The sequence below is a fragment of the Kitasatospora sp. NPDC092286 genome (assembly GCF_044755565.1).
In the GTDB taxonomy this organism is placed as follows: Bacteria; Actinomycetota; Actinomycetes; order Streptomycetales; family Streptomycetaceae; genus Kitasatospora.
The window spans coordinates 14,839-34,728 of the sequence record NZ_JBIVRD010000059.1; the positions used below are offsets into that span (position 1 = coordinate 14,839).

Sequence of the window (19,890 nt, forward strand, 5' to 3'; positions counted from 1 at the left end):
GGTTGGTCCCCCTGACCGTGCGCGATAGCCTCCCACCAGCTCCAGCTGCCCAATTCTGCTTCCGCATTTGATTTTTCTGTGGAGAGGCAATCCGAGTCGCGATGTCTGGGAACACCGAGATGCACAACGATCCGATCGCCGTTGTCGGACTGGCCTGCCGCCTTCCGCGCGTGACCACCCCGGACGAATTCTGGGCACTTCTCCGTGATGGCACCGACGCCATTACCGGAATACCCGAGAACCGTTCCGGGGCCACCGGACCCGGCCGGGAAACCGGCCGGGGCGGATTCATCGAGCAGATCGACCGGTTCGACCCGGCATTCTTCGGCATATCGCCGCGGGAAGCCGCGGCCATGGATCCGCAGCAGCGCCTCGTGCTCGAACTCGGCTGGGAGGTACTGGAGGACGCGGGCGCCCTCCCGTCCTCCCTGGCAGGCAGCCGCACCGGCGTGTTCGTCGGCGCCATCGCGGACGACTACGCGGCCCTCCAGCACCAGCGGGGCCTGCCGGCCCTCACCCAGCACTCGCTGACCGGACTGCAGCGCGGCATCATCGCCAACCGCGTCTCCTACACCCTCGGACTGCGCGGCCCCAGCATGGTCGTGGACACGGGCCAGTCCTCGTCACTGGTCGCCGTCCACATGGCCTGCGACAGCCTGCGGCGCGGAGAGTCGCACATCGCGCTGGCCGGCGGCGTCAACCTCAACATCGCCCCCGAGAGCTTCGTCGGCGCGTCGAGGTTCGGAGCCCTCTCGCCCGACGGCCGGTGCTACACCTTCGACGCCCGGGCCAACGGCTACGTCCGGGGCGAGGGCGGCGCCCTCGTGGTCCTGAAGCCGCTCTCCCGGGCGGTCGCCGACGGCGACCGGGTCTACTGCCTGATCCACGGCTCCGCGACGAACAACGACGGCGGCGGCCTCAGCCTGACCACGCCCGACCGGGCCGGGCAGGAGGAAGTGCTGCGCGAGGCCTACCGGCTCTCCGGGGTCGACCCCGCCGAGGTGCAGTACGTGGAGCTGCACGGCACCGGCACCAAGGTCGGTGACCCGGTCGAGGCGGCGGCCCTCGGAGCGGTACTGGGCGCGGCCCGGTCCGCCGACGCCCCGCTGCGGGTCGGCTCCGCCAAGACCAACGTCGGCCACCTGGAAGGCGCGGCCGGCATCACCGGCCTGCTGAAAGCCGTCCTTTCCCTGCGCCACCGGGAACTCCCGCCCAGCCTCAACTTCGAGACGCCCAACCCCGCCATCGCGCTCGACGCGTTGAACCTCCGCGTCCAGACCGAGCTCGAAGCGTGGACCCGCCCCGACGACGGACCCCTGATCGCCGGCGTCAGCTCGTTCGGCATGGGTGGCAGCAACTGCCACATGGTGCTGTCGAGTTGGTCGGGGACGGCGCGGCCCTCGGCCACGTCGCCGGCTGCGCCCGGGGGCACTGGTTCCGTGGTGCCGTGGGTGGTGTCGGGCAAGTCCCCGGCCGCACTGCGCGCCCAGGCCGCGCGGCTGCGTGAGCAGGTGGCGGCGTCGCCGGAACTGTCACCCGTGGACGTGGGCTTCTCGCTCGCGACCGCCCGCACCGCGTTCGAGTACCGCGCCGCCGTGACCGGACGCGACACCGGTGAACTGGCCATCGCCCTGGAGGCGTTGGCCACCGGTGACACCACCGGTACGCAGGCGACCGACACCCCGACCGCGTTCATGTTCACCGGCCAGGGTGCGCAGCGGGTCGGTATGGGTCGGGAGTTGTATGGGGTGTTCCCGGTGTTCGCGGCGGCGTTCGACGAGGTGTGTGCGGTGGTGGACGGGTTTGTGGACCGTCCGCTGCGTGAGGTCGTCTTCGCGGATCCGTCCGACCCTGCGGCGGCGCTCCTGGAGGGCACCGCGTATACGCAGGTGGCGCTGTTCGCCGTCGAAGTGGCGCTGTTCCGCCTGGTCGAGTCCTGGGGCGTGCGGGCGGACTTCCTGGTCGGACACTCCGTCGGCGAACTCGCGGCAGCCCACGTCGCCGGGATCTGGTCCCTCACCGACGCCTGTGCTTTGGTCGCCGCCCGAGGCCGCCTGATGCAAGCCCTCCCCACAGGCGGGGCGATGGTGTCGGTCGTGGCCCCGGAAGAGGACGTGCTGCCGTTCCTCGCCGGCTTTGAGGGCCGGGTGGCGGTCGCCGCCGTCAACGGCCCCACCTCCACCGTCCTGTCCGGGGACGAGGACACCGTCCTCGATGTCGTGGCCGCCGGCGGCTGGAAGTCCACCCGGCTGCGCGTCAGCCACGCCTTCCACTCCCCCCGCATGGAACCGATGCTGGAAGAGTTCCAGCACATCGCCGAGGGGCTCACCTACCACGAGCCGCGCATCCCCCTGGTGTCGAACGTGACCGGCGACATCGCCTCGCCCGAGCTGGTCTGCTCGCCCGAGTACTGGGTACGTCACGTCCGTGAATCGGTGCGGTTCCACGACGGCATGACGGCCCTGAGCACTCGTGGAGTGACCCGCTTCATCGAGCTCGGCCCCGCCGGAGTCCTCACCGCCATGGGCCAGTCCTGCCTCCAGGACGGACAGTTCGTCCCCCTCCTGCGCAAGGACCGCCCCGAAGAGGAAACCGCCGTCACCGCCCTGGCCCGCATGCACACCCTCGGCCTCACCATCGACTGGAACGCCTACTTCACCGGACACAACCCCCACCAGGTCGACCTGCCCACCTACGCCTTCCAACGCGACCGCTACTGGCTCGACGCACCGGTCCCCGAGCTCGACGCCGCCGGCACCGAGGAGCCGTCCACCTGGCGGGACCACCTGGCCGCCCTGCCCGACGAGGCCGAGCGGCAGCAGGCCGTCGAGGAACTCGTCCGCAAGCATGCCGCGTTCGTCCTCGGCCACACCACGCCCGAAGCGATCGACACGGACCGGGCGTTCAAGGAACTGGGCTTCGACTCGCTCACCGCGGTCGAACTGCGCAATCAGCTGAACGCCGCCACCGGACTGCGACTGCCCGGCACGATTCTCTTCGACCACCCCACACCCGCGGCCCTGGCCCACCACATCCGTTCGTCCGCCGTGGATGCCGTGGACGCCGCAGACCTCGGCGCGCAGGACCGCAACGCCGCCCTCCCCGCGTCGTCCCGGCCGCCGACCGCCGCCGATGGCGACCACGACCCGATCGCCATCGTCGCGATGAGCTGCCGGCTCCCGGGAGGCGTACGGACCCCCGAAGACCTGTGGGACGTGGTCGCCGCCGGCCGGGACGCCGTGTCGGGATTCCCCACCGAGCGCGGCTGGGACCTGGCGGACCTGTACGACCCCGACCCGTCGAAGCAGGGCAAGAGCTACGTCCGGGAAGGCGGATTCCTCCACGAGGCGGGCTGGTTCGACCCGGCCTTCTTCGGCATCAGCCCCCGTGAGGCACAGGCCATGGACCCCCAGCAGCGCCTGCTGCTGGAAACCTCCTGGGAGGCCCTGGAGCGCGCGGGTGTCCGGCCCGCGTCGCTGAAGGGCAGCCGCTGCGGGGTGTTCGTCGGCGCCATGCCCCAGGACTACGGGCCCCGCATGGAGGAGCCGGCCGAGGGGTACGAGGGCTACCTGCTGACCGGCAGCACCACCAGCGTCATCTCCGGCCGGATCTCCTACACCCTCGGTCTCGAAGGCCCCGCCGTCTCGGTGGACACCGCTTGCTCGGCTTCCCTGACGGCCATCCACCTGGCGGTACAGTCGCTGCGCCGCGACGAGTGCTCCCTGGCGCTGGCCGGCGGTGTCACCGTGATGTCCAGCCCCGGCATCTTCGTCGAGCTCAGCCGGCAGAAGGCGCTCTCCGCCGACGGCCGCTGCAAGGCGTTCTCCGCGCGGGCGGACGGCACCGGCTGGGGCGAGGGCGTCGGCATGCTCCTGCTGGAACGGCTGTCCGACGCCCGGCGCAACGGCCACCAGGTGCTCGCCGTGATCCGCGGCAGCGCCGTCAACCAGGACGGCGCGAGCAACGGACTGACCGCCCCGCACGGCCCTTCGCAGCAGCGGGTGATCCGGGCGGCGCTCACCGACGCGGGCCTGTCCGCCCGGGACGTGGACGCCGTCGAGGCGCACGGAACGGGCACCGCCCTCGGCGACCCGATCGAGGCCGGGGCGCTGCTCGCCACCTACGGCCAGGACCGGACGGACGGACGGCCCCTCTGGCTCGGCTCGCTGAAGTCCAACTTCGCCCACCCCCAGGCGGCGGCCGGTGTGGCCGGCGTCATCAAGATGGTGATGGCCATCCGCCACGGCCTGCTGCCGCAGACCCTGCACGTCGACGAGCCGTCTCCGCACGTGGACTGGGAGTCGGGCGCCGTACGGCTGCTGACCGACCCGACGCCGTGGCCGTCGACCGGGCGCCCGAGGCGCGCCGGCGTCTCCTCCTTCGGCATCAGCGGCACCAACGCCCACGCCATCATCGAGCAGGCCCCGCAGGAGGCCGACGCACCGCCCGCGCAGGACTCCGGCGGGCAGTGCGCCGCCGGGACGACCACGGCCACGGCGGACCCGGAGCCGGAAACCTCCGCCGCCCTCCCCGGTCCCCTTGCCTGGACGATCTCCGGCAGGACGGAACAGGCACTGCGGGCACAGGCCGAGCGGCTGCGTGCGCACCTCGCGGCCCACCCCGGCGCCGGACTCGCCGACACCGGGTACTCCCTCGCCACCACGCGCACCGCGTTCGGCCACCGCGCCGCGGTCGTCGCGGACGACCGCGAGGGGTTCCTCCAGGGACTCACCGCACTCGCGGACGGCACGACCGCGCCCAACCTGGTGCAGGCCACGGGCGGCGACCGGCGCAGAGTCGCCTTCGTCTTCCCCGGCCAGGGCTCGCAGTGGCTCGGCATGGCACAGGAACTGTGGCACGACTCCCCCGTCTTCGCCGGGCAACTGCGGGCGTGCGCCGACGCGTTCCGGCCGTTCGTCGGCTGGTCGCTGCTGGACGTGCTGCACGGCGAACCGGACGCGCCCTCGCTGGACCGCATCGATGTGATCCAGCCGACGCTGTTCGCGGTGATGGTGTCGCTGGCGGCCGTGTGGCGGTCGTACGGGATCGAGCCCGCGGCCGTGGTCGGACACTCCCAGGGCGAGATCGCCGCAGCGTACGTCGCCGGCGGTCTGACGCTCGAGGACGCGGCCCGCATCGTGGCGCTGCGCAGCCTGCTGTGGTCGGAACTCAGCGGGAAGGGCGGCATGATGGCCGTCTCCCTGCCCGCGGACGAGGCCCGCGAACGCATCGGGCGCTGGTCCGACCGGCTGTCGATCGCCGCCGTCAACGGCCCGAGGTTCGTGACCGTCTCCGGCGACCCCGGGGCGCTCGACGAGCTGTTTGCCGCGCTGGAGGCCGAGGGCGTCCAGGCCCGCCGGATCCGCGGTGTCGACACCGCCGGCCACTCCGCCCAGGTGGACATCCTCCGTGACCGCCTGCTGGAGGGGCTGCGGACGGTGACGCCGCTGGCCTCCCGCATCCCCTTCTACTCCACCGTGACCGGCGGCCGGCTGGACACCCGCGAGCTGGACACGCGCTACTGGTACCGGAACATCCGCGACACGGTCGAATTCGAGCAGGCCGGGCGGGAGCTGCTGGCCGCGGGCTGCACCGGATTCGTCGAATGCAGCCCCCACCCGGTGCTGGCGACGGCTCTCCAGGAGACGGCCGAGGACGCCGGGGCCGACATCGCCGTCGTGGGAACGCTGCGTCGCGAGGAAGGCGGAGCGCGGCGCTTTCTCACCTCCCTCGCGCAGGCCCAGGTCCAGGGGATCGAACCCGACTGGGAGGCCGTCTTCGCCGGGCACGGCGCGCGGCGGGTGGAGCTCCCGACCTACGCCTTCCAGCGCGAGCTGCACTGGCTCTCCCGCCCCGCCCCGGCCGGTGACGTGTCGACGGCGGGTCTGGAGCCGGCCGACCACCCGCTGCTCGGCGCCGCGGTCGCCCTGGCCGGCGCGGACGGTTACCTGTTCACCGGCCGCCTGGCCGTGCGGACGCACCCCTGGCTCGCCCACCACACGGCGCTGGGAACCCCGGTGCTGCCGGGCAGCGCCTTCGTCGAACTCGCCGTCCGCGCCGGGGACCACGTCGGGTACGAGCGGATCGAGGAACTGATCGTCGAAGCGCCGCTGGCCCTTCCCGCCGAGGGCGCGGTGGTGATCCAGGTCCGTCTGGGCGCGGCCGAGGACGACCGCCGGACGATCGAGGTGTACGCGCGGCCGGAGCAGGCCGGGCCGGAGCAGCCCTGGCGGCGGCATGCCACAGGTCTCCTGGCGGCCGGCGGCACGGCTGAGCCGTTCGACCTGACGGCCTGGCCGCCGGCCGGCGCGGTTCCGGCGGAGGGCGCCGGGGCGGACGGGATCACCGCCCTGTGGCGGCTCGGCGACGAGGTGTACGCCGAGGCCGCCCTCACCGAGGACACCACGGGCGAGGCCGCGCTGTTCGGCCTGCACCCCGCGCTGCTGGAGGCCGCCCTGGGCGCGGCGGACGCGGTCGGCCGTGACGACGACGGTGCCGCGGGCGCGGACCACGACGCCCGGCTGGCGTTCGCCTGGAAGGGCGTCTCGCTCCAGGCGACCGGTGCGTCCCACCTGCGCGTCCGGCTGACCCCCACCGGCCCCGACGGGGTGTCCGTCGCGCTCGCCGACCCGACCGGCCGGCCCGTGGCGACCATCGACGAGGTGGCGCTGCGGGCGACCCGCCCGGAGGAGATCCAGGGCGGCCGGCCCGCGTTCCACCAGTCGTTGCAGCGCGTGACGTGGAGCCCGGTGTCCGGCGGCGGATCGCCCGGGCCCCGCCGATGGGCGGTCCTCGGCGACGACGGCCTCGGACTGCGTGCCGGCCTCAACCTGCCGGCTTTCCGCATGGACGCGGACCCGGCCGACGCACCGGACACGGCCGCACCGGACACGGTGCTGACGGCCTGCACCCTGCCCCACGGCACCGCCACGGGGACCGCGGACGCCGTACGGGACGTCACGCACCGGGCGCTGGCGCTCGTACAGCGCTGGCTCTCCGACGAGCGGTTCGCCTCCTCCCGGCTGGTGTTCGTGACCCGGGGCGCGGTGGCGACCGCCCCCGACGAGGACGTGCCCGATCCGGCCCACGCCGCCCTGTGGGGGCTGATCCGGTCCGCGCAGACCGAGGAGCCGGACCGGTTCGTGCTCGTGGACCTCGACGCGGACCCGGAGTCGCTGCGCGCCCTCCCGGCCGCGCTGGCCTCCGGTGAGCCACAGAGCGCCGTCCGCGCCGGCGCCGTGCTCGCTCCCCGGCTCGCCCGGGTACCGGCCGACGCCCCGGCCGCTCCCCCGCACTTCGACCCGGACGGCACCGTACTGATCACCGGCGGAACCGGGACGCTGGGCGCCCTGGCAGCCCGTCACGCCGTGACCGAGTACGGCGTACGGCACCTGCTGCTCGTCGGGCGCCGCGGACTCGCCGCCGAGGGCGCGAAGGAGCTGCGGTCCGAACTGACCGCGGCCGGCGCCTCGGTGACGGTGGCCGCCTGCGACGTCGCGGACCGCGAGGCGCTCGCGGACCTGCTGGCCCGCGTACCCGCCGAGCATCCGCTGACCGCGGTGATCCACACGGCCGGCGTCCTGGACGACGGCGTCGTCGCGGCCCTGACCCCGGCGCGGGTCGACGCGGTCCTGCGGCCCAAGGTGGACGCGGCGGTGAACCTGCACGAGCTGACCGCCGGCCTGGACCTGACCGCCTTCGTGCTGTACTCCTCCGTCGTCGCCACCATCGGCGGCGCCGGCCAGGCGAACTACGCCGCGGCCAACGCGTTCCTGGACGCCCTGGCCCACCGCCGCCGGGCGCACGGCCTGGCCGGCCAGTCGCTGGCCTGGGGCCTGTGGGCCGAGCGCAGCACCATGAGCGTCCACCTGGACGACACCGATGTGCAGCGGATGGCACGGTCCGGCGTCGCCGTCATGCCCTCCGCGGAAGGCATGGCCCTGTTCGACACCGCCCTCGCGGTGGGCGATGCCGCGCTCGTACCGGCACGCCTGGACCTGGCGGCGCTGCGCGCCCAGGCCGACACCCGGCCCGTACCCCACCTGTTCCGGGGCCTGGTACGGATGCCGAACCGGCGGGCGGCACAGGGCCTCGCCGACTCCGGCACCTCCTCACTGGCCCAGCAGCTGGCGGGGCTGCCCGAGCCGGAGCGCCACCGGTTCCTGCTGGACCTGGTGCGCTCGCACGCCGCGGCCGTCCTCGGACACGGCTCCCCGGAGGCGATCGCCCCGACCCGGGCGTTCCGCGAGGTCGGCTTCGACTCGCTGACCGCGGTGGAACTCCGCAACCGGCTGAACACGGCCACCGGGCTGCGGCTGCCGACCAGTCTCCTCTTCGACTACCCGACCCCCGAAACACTCGCCGCGCACATCCGCACCGCCGCACTCGGGGAGCCGGACACCGCCGCACCCGCGCCGGCGACGGCGGGAGCGGCCGCCGCTTCGGACGACGACCCGATCGCCGTCGTCGCGATGAGCTGCCGGTTCCCCGGCGGCGTGCGGAGCCCGGAGGACCTGTGGCGGCTGGTGGCCGACGGCGGCGACGTGATCTCCACCTTCCCCACCGACCGGAACTGGAACGTCGAAGAGCTCTACGACCCCAACCCCGACCAGCGGGGCAAGACCTACGCCAAGGAAGGCGGATTCCTCTACGACGCCTACGACTTCGACCCGGAGTTCTTCGGGATCTCGCCGCGTGAGGCGCTGGCGATGGACCCCCAGCAGCGCCTGCTGCTGGAGACCTCCTGGGAGGTCGTGGAGCGCGCGGGCATCGACCCGTCCAGCCGGCGCGGTACGCCGACGGGCGTGTTCATCGGCACCAACGGGCAGGACTACGCCTCGCACCTGCGGCAGCTGCCCGAAGACCTGGAGGGCTACCTGCTGACCGGCAAGGCCGCCAGCGTGGTCTCCGGCCGCATCGCGTACACCATGGGCCTGGAGGGCCCGGCGGTGACGGTCGACACGGCCTGCTCGTCGTCGCTGGTGGCGCTGCACCTGGCGGCGGAGTCGCTGCGCCGGGGCGAGTGCTCGATGGCGCTGGCCGGCGGTGTCACCGTGATGTCCACCCCCAGCCTCTTCATCGAGTTCAGTCGGCAGCGCGGACTGGCCCGCGACAGTCGCTCCAAGGCGTTCTCCGCGGCCGCCGACGGAACGAGCTGGGCCGAGGGGGCCGGGATGGTCCTGCTGGAGCGGCTGTCCGACGCGCGGCGCAACGGGCACCGGGTGCTCGCCGTGATCCGGGGCAGCGCGATCAACCAGGACGGCGCCAGCAACGGGCTGAGTGCGCCGAACGGCCCTTCGCAGCAGCGGGTGATCCGGGCCGCGCTGGCCAACGCCCGGCTGAAGCCCGAACAGGTCGACGTCGTGGAGGCGCACGGCACCGGGACAACGCTGGGTGACCCGATCGAGGCGGGCGCGCTGCTGGCGACGTACGGTCAGGGGCGTTCCGTGGAGCGGCCGTTGTGGCTGGGGGCGCTGAAGTCCAACCTCGGTCACACGCAGGCCGCTTCCGGTGTGGCCGGCGTCATCAAGATGGTGATGGCGATGCGACACGGTGTGCTGCCCGCGACCCTGCACGCCGACGAGCCGTCCCCGCACGTCGACTGGTCGGCGGGCGCGGTCGAGCTGCTGACCGAGGCCCGCCCCTGGCCCCAGACGGGCGCGCCGCGCCGAGCGGGCGTGTCGGCGTTCGGGATCAGCGGCACCAACGCACACACCATCCTGGAACAGGCACCGGAAACCGACGACGAGCCCCAGAGCGCGGCGCCCACGGCGCCGGACAGCGCTTCCGTGGTGCCGTGGGTGGTGTCGGGGAAGTCCCCGGCCGCACTGCGCGCCCAGGCCGCGCGGCTGCGCGAGCAGGTGGCGGCGTCGCCGGAACTGTCACCCGTGGACGTGGGCTTCTCGCTCGCGACCGCCCGCACCGCGTTCGAGTACCGCGCCGCCGTGACCGGGCGCAACACCGGTGAACTGGCCAGCGCCCTGGAGGCGTTGGCCTCCGGTGACACCACCGGTACGCAGGCGACCGACGGCCCGACCGCGTTCATGTTCACCGGCCAGGGTGCGCAGCGGGTCGGTATGGGTCGGGAGTTGTACGGGGTGTTCCCGGTGTTCGCGGCGGCGTTCGACGAGGTGTGTGGGGTGGTGGACGGGTTGGTGGACCGTCCGCTGCGTGAGGTCGTCTTCGCGGATCCGTCCGACCCTGCGGCGGCGCTCCTGGAGGGCACCGCGTATGCGCAGGTGGCGCTGTTCGCCGTCGAGGTGGCGCTGTTCCGTCTGATGGAGTCCTGGGGTGTGCGGGCGGACTTCCTGGTCGGGCACTCCGTGGGCGAACTCGCGGCAGCCCACGTCGCCGGGGTGTGGTCCCTCACGGACGCGTGTGCGCTGGTGGCGGCTCGCGGCCGCCTGATGCAGGCCCTTCCCGTGGGTGGGGCCATGGTCTCGGTGATGGCGTCCGAGGAGGACGTTCTGCCGTTCCTGACCGGCTATGAGGGCCGGGTGGCGGTCGCCGCCGTCAACGGCCCCACCTCCACCGTCCTGTCCGGGGACGAGGAGACGGTGCTTGAGGTCGTGGCCGCCGGTGGGTGGAAGTCCTCGCGGCTGCGGGTCAGCCACGCCTTCCACTCCCCCCGGATGGAACCGATGCTGGAAGAATTCCGGCACATCGCAAACGGACTTGAGTACCACGAGCCGCGTATCCCGCTGGTGTCGAACGTGACGGGCGAGGTCGCCTCGCCCGAGCTGGTGTGCTCGCCGGAGTACTGGGTGCGTCATGTCCGTGAATCGGTGCGGTTCCACGACGGCATGACGGCCCTGAGCACTCGTGGAGTGACCCGCTTCGTGGAGCTCGGCCCGGCCGGAGTCCTCACCGCGATGGGCCAGTCCTGCCTCCAGGACGGACAGTTCATCCCCGTCCTGCGCAAGGACCGCCCCGAGGAGGAAACCGCCGTCACCGCCCTGGCCCGCATGCACACCCTCGGCCTCACCATCGCCTGGAACGCCTACTTCACCGGACACAACCCCCACCGGATCGACCTGCCCACCTACGCCTTCCAACGCGACCGCTACTGGTTCGCGACACCCGCCGTCCCCGACGCTCCGACGGCCGGAGCACACGGCATCGCCTCCGCGTCGTCGCCCGACTCCGTGGACGTGCGTTTCTGGGAGGCGGTCGAGGGCCAGGACCCGGACGCGCTGGCCGCGATGCTCGAAGTCGACCCCGCCACGCCGCTGAGCGGCATGGTGCCCCTGCTGTCCTCCTGGCGCCGCAGGCAGAACGACCACGCCACCACGGAGGCGTGGCGGTACCGGATCGCCTGGCACCCGGTGGCCGCCGAGCCGCGCGGCGTCCTGTCCGGCACCTGGCTGGTGGCCGTTCCGGCGGTTCCGGCCGCAGGAGCCGGCGGCGACGCACAGGCCGCCGTCCTGCGCGCCCTGCGGGAGCGCGGAGCGCGGGCGGTCACCGTCGAACTGGCCGAGGACGATCGCGACGCGGTCGCCGCCCGGCTGCGGGAGGCCGCGGCCGGCGAGACACCGGCGGGCGTGCTGTCCCTGCTCGCCCTCGCCGACGGTCCGCACCCGGGGCGCCCGGTCCTGCCGTACGGTCTGGCGCTGAACCTGGCGCTGGTGCAGGCGCTCGGGGACACGCGGATCCACTGCCCCCTGTGGCTCGCGACCCGCACCGCCGTCTCGGTGAGCCCGACCGACCCCGTCGACCGCCCCGAGCAGGCGACCGTCTGGGGCCTGGGCCGCGTGGTCGGCCTGGAGCACCCCGAGCGCTGGGGCGGCCTGGTCGATCTGCCCGCCACCGTCGACGAGCGCGCCGCGGCCCGGCTGGCCGGAGTCCTCGCCGCCGAGGGCGACGAGGACCAGCTGGCGGTGCGCACCGCGGGCGTGTTCGTACGTCGGCTGGTGCACGCCCCGCTGGGCGCGCCGGCCGACGAGGTCAAGTGGCAGCCCAACGGCACCGTTCTGATCACCGGTGGCACCGGCGGTCTGGGGGCGCAGGTGGCCCGCTGGCTGGCCCGTACCGGGGCCGAGCACCTGGTGCTCACCAGCCGGCGCGGTTCCGCGGCGCCGGGCGCCGCGGACCTCGCGGCCGAACTGCGGGGCCTGGGCGCCCGGGTGACGGTCGCCGCGTGCGACGTCGCGGACCGTGCGGCGCTGGCCGGGCTGCTGCACGGCCTGGAGGCCGAAGGATCGCCGGTGCGTGCGGTGTTCCACGCCGCCGGGGTGGTCCACTTCCAGCAGATCGCCGACAGCACGCCGGCCGACTTCGCGGCCATGGCCGAGGGCAAGGTGTCCGGAGCCGTCCATCTCGACGAGCTTCTGAACGGGCCCCGCGTCGAGGCATTCGTGCTCTTCTCGTCCGTCGCGGCCGCCTGGGGCAGCGGCGGCCAGGGCGCCTACGCCGCGGCCAACTCCTTCCTGGACGCGCTCGCCGAGAAGCGCCGGGCCCGCGGCCTGGCGGCCACCTCGGTGGCCTGGGGCCCCTGGGCGGACAAGGGCATGATCGAGGGCGACGGGGTGGAGGAGCACCTGAGCCGCCGGGGGCTGCCCCCGATGGCGCCGGACCTGGCAGTGGCGGCCCTGCACGGTGCGCTGGCCCGCCAGGAGACGACGCTGGTCCTCGCCGACGTCCGGTGGGACCGGTTCGTGCCGGGCTTCACCGCCGCCCGCCGCCGCCCGCTCATCGACGAACTGCCCGAGGTCCGGCGGGCGCTGGAAGCGGCCGCGGAACCCGGGGCCGCCGCACCGGAGAGCACCGGCAGCGTGACGGACGGCCTGGCCGGCCTGCCGGACGCCGAGCGGGAGCGGCTGCTGACGGATCTGGTGCGTACGCACACCGCGGCCGTCCTCGGACACTCCACCCCGGACGCGATCGCCGACGACCGCGCCTTCAAGGAGCTGGGGTTCGACTCGCTCACGGCCGTGGAGCTGCGCAACCGGCTGAACGCCGCCACCGGGCTGTCGCTGCCCGCCACGCTGATCTTCGACTATCCCGCCCCGGCTCCGCTCGCCCGGTTCCTGCGGGCCGAACTGTTCCCGCAGCAGCCGATGACGGCCGACTCGGTCCTCGACGACCTGGACCGGTGGGAGCAGGCGCTGGCGGAGCTCACCGCGGACACCGGCGTACGGGAGCGGCTCACCACCCGCCTGCAGAGCCTCGTGGCACGGCTCGAAAGCACCGCCGGCACCGCCCCGCAGAGCGGCGCCGCGGCCTCGGTCGAGGAGCAGCTGATGGCTGCTTCCGCCGACGAGATCTTCAATCTGATCGACAACGACTTCGGGGCGTCCTGATGGCCAACGAGCAAGAAGAGAAGCTTCTCGGCTACCTCAAGCGGGTCACCGCCGACCTGCACCGGGCCCGCCAGCGCCTGCAGGAGGTGCAGGACAAGGAGCGGGAGCCGATCGCGATCGTGGGCATGGGCTGCCGCTTCCCCGGCGGGGTCCGCTCGCCCGAGGACCTGTGGGAGCTGGTCGCCGAGGGCCGGGACGCGGTCTCCGCGTTCCCCACCGACCGCGGCTGGAACGTGGACGCCCTCTACGACCCGGACCCGGCCGTCTCCGGCACCTGCTACACCCGGCAGGGCGGCTTCCTCTACGACGCCGGCCAGTTCGACCCCGCCTTCTTCGGGATCTCGCCGCGCGAGGCGCTGGCGATGGACCCGCAGCACCGGCTGCTCCTCGAAGTCTCCTGGGAGGCCGTCGAACGCGCCGGGATCGACCCGCTGTCGCTGAAGGGGGAGAAAGCGGGCGTCTTCGTCGGCGCAACCTCCTTCCAGTACGGCGGGGACCCGGCGGTGGCGGACCCGGGCGTCGAGGGCCATCTGCTGATCGGCAACGTCACCAGCGTGGCCTCGGGCCGGATCTCCTACACCCTCGGTCTCGAAGGGCCCGCCGTCACCCTGGACACCGCGTGCTCGTCCTCGCTGGTGACCCTCCACCTGGCCGTTCAGTCGCTGCGCCGGGGCGAGTGCTCGCTGGCCCTGGCGGGTGGCGCCGCGATCATGGCCAACCCCGGTGTCTTCGTCGAGTTCAGCCGTCAGCGCGGCCTGGCCCCCGACGGCCGCTGCAAGGCCTTCGCCGCGGCCGCCGACGGCACCGGCTGGGGCGAGGGCGCGGGCATGGTGCTGCTGGAGCGGCTGTCGGACGCGCGGCGCAACGGGCACCCGGTGCTCGCCGTCGTCCGGGGCAGCGCGATCAACCAGGACGGCGCGAGCAACGGCCTCAGCGCGCCCAACGGCCCCGCCCAGCAGCGGGTCATCCAGCAGGCGCTGGCCGCGGCCGAACTGACCACGGCCGACGTCGACATGGTGGAGGCGCACGGCACCGGCACCAGGCTCGGCGATCCCATCGAGGCACAGGCGCTGCTGGCCACCTACGGCCGGGGCCGGCCGGCCGGTCAGCCGCTGTGGCTCGGCTCGCTGAAGTCCAGCATCGGCCACACCCAGGCGGCCGCCGGGGTCGGCGGGATCATCAAGACCGTCCTGGCGATCCGTCGGGGAGTGCTGCCCAAGTCCCTGCACATCGACGAGCCCTCGCACGACGTGGACTGGTCGGCCGGCGCCGTGTCGCTGCTCCGCGACGAGACGCCGTGGCCGGAGCTGGGACGCCCGCGCCGGGGCGCGGTGTCGGCGTTCGGGGTCAGCGGCACCAACGCGCACGTCATCCTGGAGCAGGCCCCGGCCGAGGAAGACCCGGAGACGGACGACGCGGCGGCCCCGGCCCCGGTGCCGTGGACGCTGTCCGGCCGTACCGACGCCGCGCTGCGGGCCCGCGCCGTACAACTGCGCCAGCACCTGGACCGCCACCCGGAGTACGGCCCGGCCGAGATCGGGGCGGCACTCGCCCGCACCCGGTCCGCGTTCGAGCACCGCGCGGTCGTGGTCGGCCGCACCCGCGAGGACTTCCGCACCGCTCTGGACGCGCTCGCCGCCGGCGGCGCCGCCGCGGGGCTGGCCGAGGGCGTCGCGGTGAACACCACCCGTCCGGTCTTCCTGTTCCCCGGCCAGGGCTCGCAGTGGGCGGGTATGGCGGGAGAACTGCTCGAAACCTCGCCCGTGTTCGCCCGGACGATGGCCGACTGCGAGCGCGCCCTGGCGCCGTTCGTGGACTGGTCGCTGGACGAGGTGGTGCGGGGAGCGCCGGGCGCGCCCTCGACGGAACGCGTGGACGTGGTCCAGCCGCTGCTGTTCGCGGTGATGGTGGCCCTCGCCGCCGTCTGGCGCTCCCACGGCGTGGAGCCCGCCGCCGTGGCGGGTCACTCCCAGGGGGAGATCGCGGCGGCGTGTGTGGCGGGCGCGCTGTCGCTGGAGGACGCCGCGCGCGTGGTCGCCCTGCGCAGCCGGGCGCTGCGGGCGCTGTCCGGGGACGGCGGCATGATGTCGGTCTCGCTGCCGCAGGACGAACTCGTCGAGCGCATGGCGCCGTGGGGCGAGCGTCTGTCGCTGGCGGCGGTCAACGGCCCCGGCTCGATGGTGGTCTCCGGCGAACCCGAGGCGCTGCGCGAGCTGCTGGCAGCCTGCGAGGCCGACGGCGTCCGGGCACGGATCATCCCCGTCGACTACGCCTCGCACTCGCGGCAGGTGGAGCGGATCCACGGACAGCTGCTGGAACTCCTCGCCCCGATCAGTCCCCGCCCGTCCGAGACCGTCTTCTACTCGACGGTCACCGGCGGCCCCGTCGACACCTCCGTCCTGAACGCGGAGTACTGGGCCCGGAACCTGCGGCAGACGGTCCAGCTGGAGCAGGCCACCCGCCGGATACTGGCCGCGGGCCACCGGGTGATCATCGAGGTGAGCCCCCATCCGGTCCTGGCCTTCGCCGTGCAGGAGACCATCGAGGCGGTCGGCGCGGAGGCGGCCGTGGTCGGTTCGCTGCGCCGCGACGAGGGCGGCCCCGACCGGATGCTGCTGTCGCTGGCACAGGCGTACGTCCGCGGTGCCGCGGTCGACTGGGCGGCCGTCCACACCGGGCGGCGCACGCGCCCGGTGGACCTGCCCACCTATCCGTTCCAGCGGCAGCGCTACTGGCTGGAGACCGCCGTCGCGCCGTCCGCGGCCGGGCAGGACCCGGCGGAAGCCGCCTTCTGGGCGGCGGTGGAGCGCGAAGACCTCCCGGCGCTGGCCGCGACGCTGGACGCCGGCACCGCATTCGGCGCCGGCACCGGCGACGCGGCCGAGGCCGCGGACCCCGGTACGGCCGCCGCGCTGCGGGCGGCGCTGCCCCTGCTGTCCTCGTGGCGCCGCCGGCGGACGGACGGCGCGGCGCTGGACTCCTGGCGGTACCGGATCGGCTGGCGGCCGCTCCCCGAGCCGGCCGCCGCGCCGCTCACCGGCACCTGGCTCGTCGCCGTACCGGCAGGACACACCGCGGACCAGCCGGCCACGGCCGTTCTCACCGGCCTCGTCGGCCTCGGCGCGGACCTCGTCCCCGTCGAGATCGCCACCGGCACGGACCGCACCGCCCTGGCCGAGCTGATCGGCGCGACGCTGAAGGACACCGACGCGGCACCCGCCGGGGTGCTCTCGCTGCTCGCCCTCGACGAGGCACCCCAGCCCGGCGCCCCGTCCGTACCCGCAGGGTTCGCCCTCACCATGACGCTGGTTCAGGCGCTGGGCGACACCGGGACCGAGGCACCGCTGTGGCTGGCGACCCGGGGAGCGGTGTCGACCGACGACTCCGACCGGCTCGACAGCCCCGCCCAGGCGGCCGTCTGGGGGCTGGGCGCGGTGATCGGTCTGGAGTCCCCGCAGCGCTGGGGCGGCCTGGTCGACCTGCCGGCGGTCCTCGACGACCGGGCCCTGGCCCGGCTGGCCGCCGTGCTCGCCGGTCGGGCCGACGCGGGCGGCGGCGAGTCCGAGGACCAGCTCGCGGTGCGGGGCCCGGGCGTGTTCGCCCGCCGTCTGCTCCGCGCCGCCGCGCCGCCCCCCGCAGCCGGCTGGCGGCCCGGCGGCACCGTCCTGATCACCGGTGGGACCGGCGGGGCGGGCGCCGGAGTGGCTCGCAGACTGGCCGGGGAGGGCGCCGAGCACCTGGTGCTGATCAGCCGGCGCGGCGGCGCGGCACCCGGCGCCGGGGAACTGGAGGCCGAACTCACCGCGTCCGGTGTCCGGGTCACGGTCGCGGCCTGCGACGTCGCGGACCGCGCCGCGCTCGCCGAACTGCTGGGCTCCCTGCCGCGGGACCTGCCGGTGACCGCGGTGGTGCACGCCGCAGGTGTGCTCGACGACGGCGTCCTCGACTCCCTGACGGCCGAAGAGGCCGACCGGACCCTGCGGCCGAAGGTCACCGGGGCGCTGAACCTGCACGAACTCACCAAGGACTGCGACCTGTCCGCGTTCGTGCTCTTCTCCTCCATCGCCGGCACCGTGGGCGCCGCCGGTCAGGGGAGCTACGCCGCGGCCAACGCCGTCCTGGACGCGCTCGCGCGGCAGCGGCACGCGGACGGGCTGGCCGCCACCTCGGTGGCCTGGAGCGCTCTCGCCGACGGCGGGATGATCGACGCGGCGGTGGCGGACCAGCTGCGGCGCCGCGGTGCGGCCCCCATGCCCGGCGACCGCGCCGGCGACGCGCTGCTGCGGGCGGCGGGCGGCGACGAGCCGTTCCAGGTGGTCGCCGACCTCGACTGGGAACGGTTCGCGCCCGCGCTCGCCGCCGGCCGGCCGCTGCCCCTGCTGCGCGACCTGCCGGAGGCCCTGGCGGCCCTCACGTCCGCATCGGGCCCGGAGGGCGAGGACCGCGACGACTCCGAGGCCCTGCTGCGGCGCATCGCCCCGCTGGGCGACGCGGACCGGCAACGGGTGCTGCGCGACCTGGTCAGGTCGCTGGCCGCCGTCGTACTCGGCTACCCCGACTCCACCGCGGTCGAGGCCGACCGGGCCTTCAAGGAGCTGGGTTTCGACTCGCTCACCGCCGTGGAGCTGCGCAACCGCCTGAGCGTGGCCACCGGGCTCAGGCTGCCGGTCACGCTGGTCTTCGACCACCCCACCGCCGCCGCTCTCGCCGCCCACCTCGACGCCGAACTGCTGCCCGACGGCAGCTCGCCCGCCGGGCCCGTCCTCGCCGAACTGGACCGGCTGGAGGCGTCACTGGCCACGGTGGGCGCCGACGAGGCCGCCCGCGCCGCGGTCTCCGAACGCCTGCAGTCCCTGCTGCGCACCTGGTCCGGCGCCCCCGGGCAGCAGAGCGCCGTCGACGACCTCGAGGCGGCCACCGACGAGGAGATGTTCGACCTCCTGGACCAGGAACTCGACGACATCGCATGAACCACCGCACACCCACCCACGGCCTTCCGTTTCACGGTCTTCGAGGAGCTGACGAGTGATGGAGAACGAAGCGAAGCTTCGCGACTACCTCAAGCGGACAACCGCCAATCTGCGCGTGGCCCGTCAGAGCCTGGAGGAACTCAAGGAGAAGGAGCACGAGCCGATCGCCGTCGTGGCGATGGCCTGCCGCCTCCCGGGAGGCGTACGGACCCCCGAGGAGCTGTGGGACCTCGTCGCCGAGGGGCGGGACGCGATCGCGCCGTTCCCCACCGACCGCGGCTGGGACCTCGACACGCTCTACGACCCGGACCCGGATCGCCAGGGCAGGACCTACGTCCGTGAGGGCGGATTCCTCGACGGCGTCGACCGGTTCGACGCCCCGTTCTTCGGCATCTCGCCACGTGAGGCGCTGTCGATGAACCCCCAGCAGCGGCTGCTGCTGGAAGTCGCCTGGGAAACGCTCGAGCACGCCGGGATCACTCCGGCCTCGCTGCGCGGCTCGCGGACGGGGGTGTTCATCGGGGCCACGGACTTCGACTACGGCAGCAATGTCACGGACCTCCCCGAAGGCCTGGAAGGCCAGATGTCGCTGGGTGCCTCCGGCGCGATCCTGTCCGGCCGCGTCGCGTACACCCTCGGCCTGGAGGGGCCGGCCCTCACGGTCGACACCGCCTGCTCGTCGTCGCTGGTGGCCCTGCACCTGGCCTGCCAGTCACTGCGCAAGGGCGAGTCGTCGATGGCGCTGACGGGGGGGACCACCGTGATGGCCACCCCGACCGGATTCATCGAGTACAGCCGTCAGCGGGCCCTGTCCCCGACCGCCCGCTGCCGGGCGTTCGCCGCGGCGGCCGACGGCACCGTGTGGGCGGAGGGCGTCGGTGTGCTGCTGCTGGAGCGGCTCTCCGACGCCCAGCGCAACGGGCACCCGGTGCTGGCCGTCGTCCGGGGCAGCGCGATCAACCAGGACGGCGCGAGCAACGGCCTGACCGCGCCGAACGGCCCCGCGCAGCAGCGGGTGATCCGGGCCGCGCTGGCCAGCGCCCGGCTGAAGCCCGAACAGGTCGACACCGTCGAGGCACACGGCACCGGAACGACGCTGGGCGACCCGATCGAGGCCGGTGCCCTGCTGGCGACGTACGGTCAGGGGCGGCCCGCGGACCGGCCACTGTGGCTGGGCTCGCTGAAGTCCAACCTCGGTCACGCGGCGGCGGCCTCCGGCGTGGCCGGGATCATCAAGACGGTGATGGCCCTGCGGCACGGCGTGCTGCCCGCGACCCTGCACGTGGACCAGCCGTCGCAGAAGGTGGACTGGGAGTCCGGCGCGGTGCGGCTGCTGACCGAGGCCCGGCCGTGGCCGCGGGGCGAGGAGCCCCGGCGGGCCGGCGTCTCCTCCTTCGGGGCCAGCGGCACCAACGCCCACACGATCATCGAGGAACCCCCGGCGGACGTCCCCGAGGCCGGGGCGTCCGACGCCCCGGCCCAGGACGAGCAGGACGAGCAGGACGAGCCCACCGCCACTGCTGCGCCGCTGGGTTCGGGTGTGGTGCCGTTGGTGGTGTCGGCGCGCAGTGCCGGGTCGTTGCGGGGGCAGGCCGAACGGCTCGGTGCGCTGGTGAACGGCC

General features: G+C 74.1%; 3 protein-coding genes. All 3 read left to right on the forward strand.

From position 1 onward, the window contains the following. The first annotated feature begins 101 nt into the window (after positions 1-101). Entirely contained in the window at positions 102-13,298 is a 13,197-nt protein-coding gene (locus ACIQIB_RS36525) for a type I polyketide synthase (protein WP_400763350.1), read from the forward strand. Further along, positions 13,295-18,268: a type I polyketide synthase gene (locus tag ACIQIB_RS36530; protein ID WP_400763357.1), complete on the forward strand. Its 4,974-nt coding sequence runs from the start codon at positions 13,295-13,297 to the stop codon at positions 18,266-18,268. The genes ACIQIB_RS36525 and ACIQIB_RS36530 overlap by 4 nt, the downstream gene beginning before the upstream one ends. Before the next feature lie 58 nt (positions 18,269-18,326). Next, a partial coding sequence (locus tag ACIQIB_RS36535) for a type I polyketide synthase (protein ID WP_400763352.1) occupies positions 18,327-19,890 on the forward strand: 1,564 nt, incomplete at its 3' end.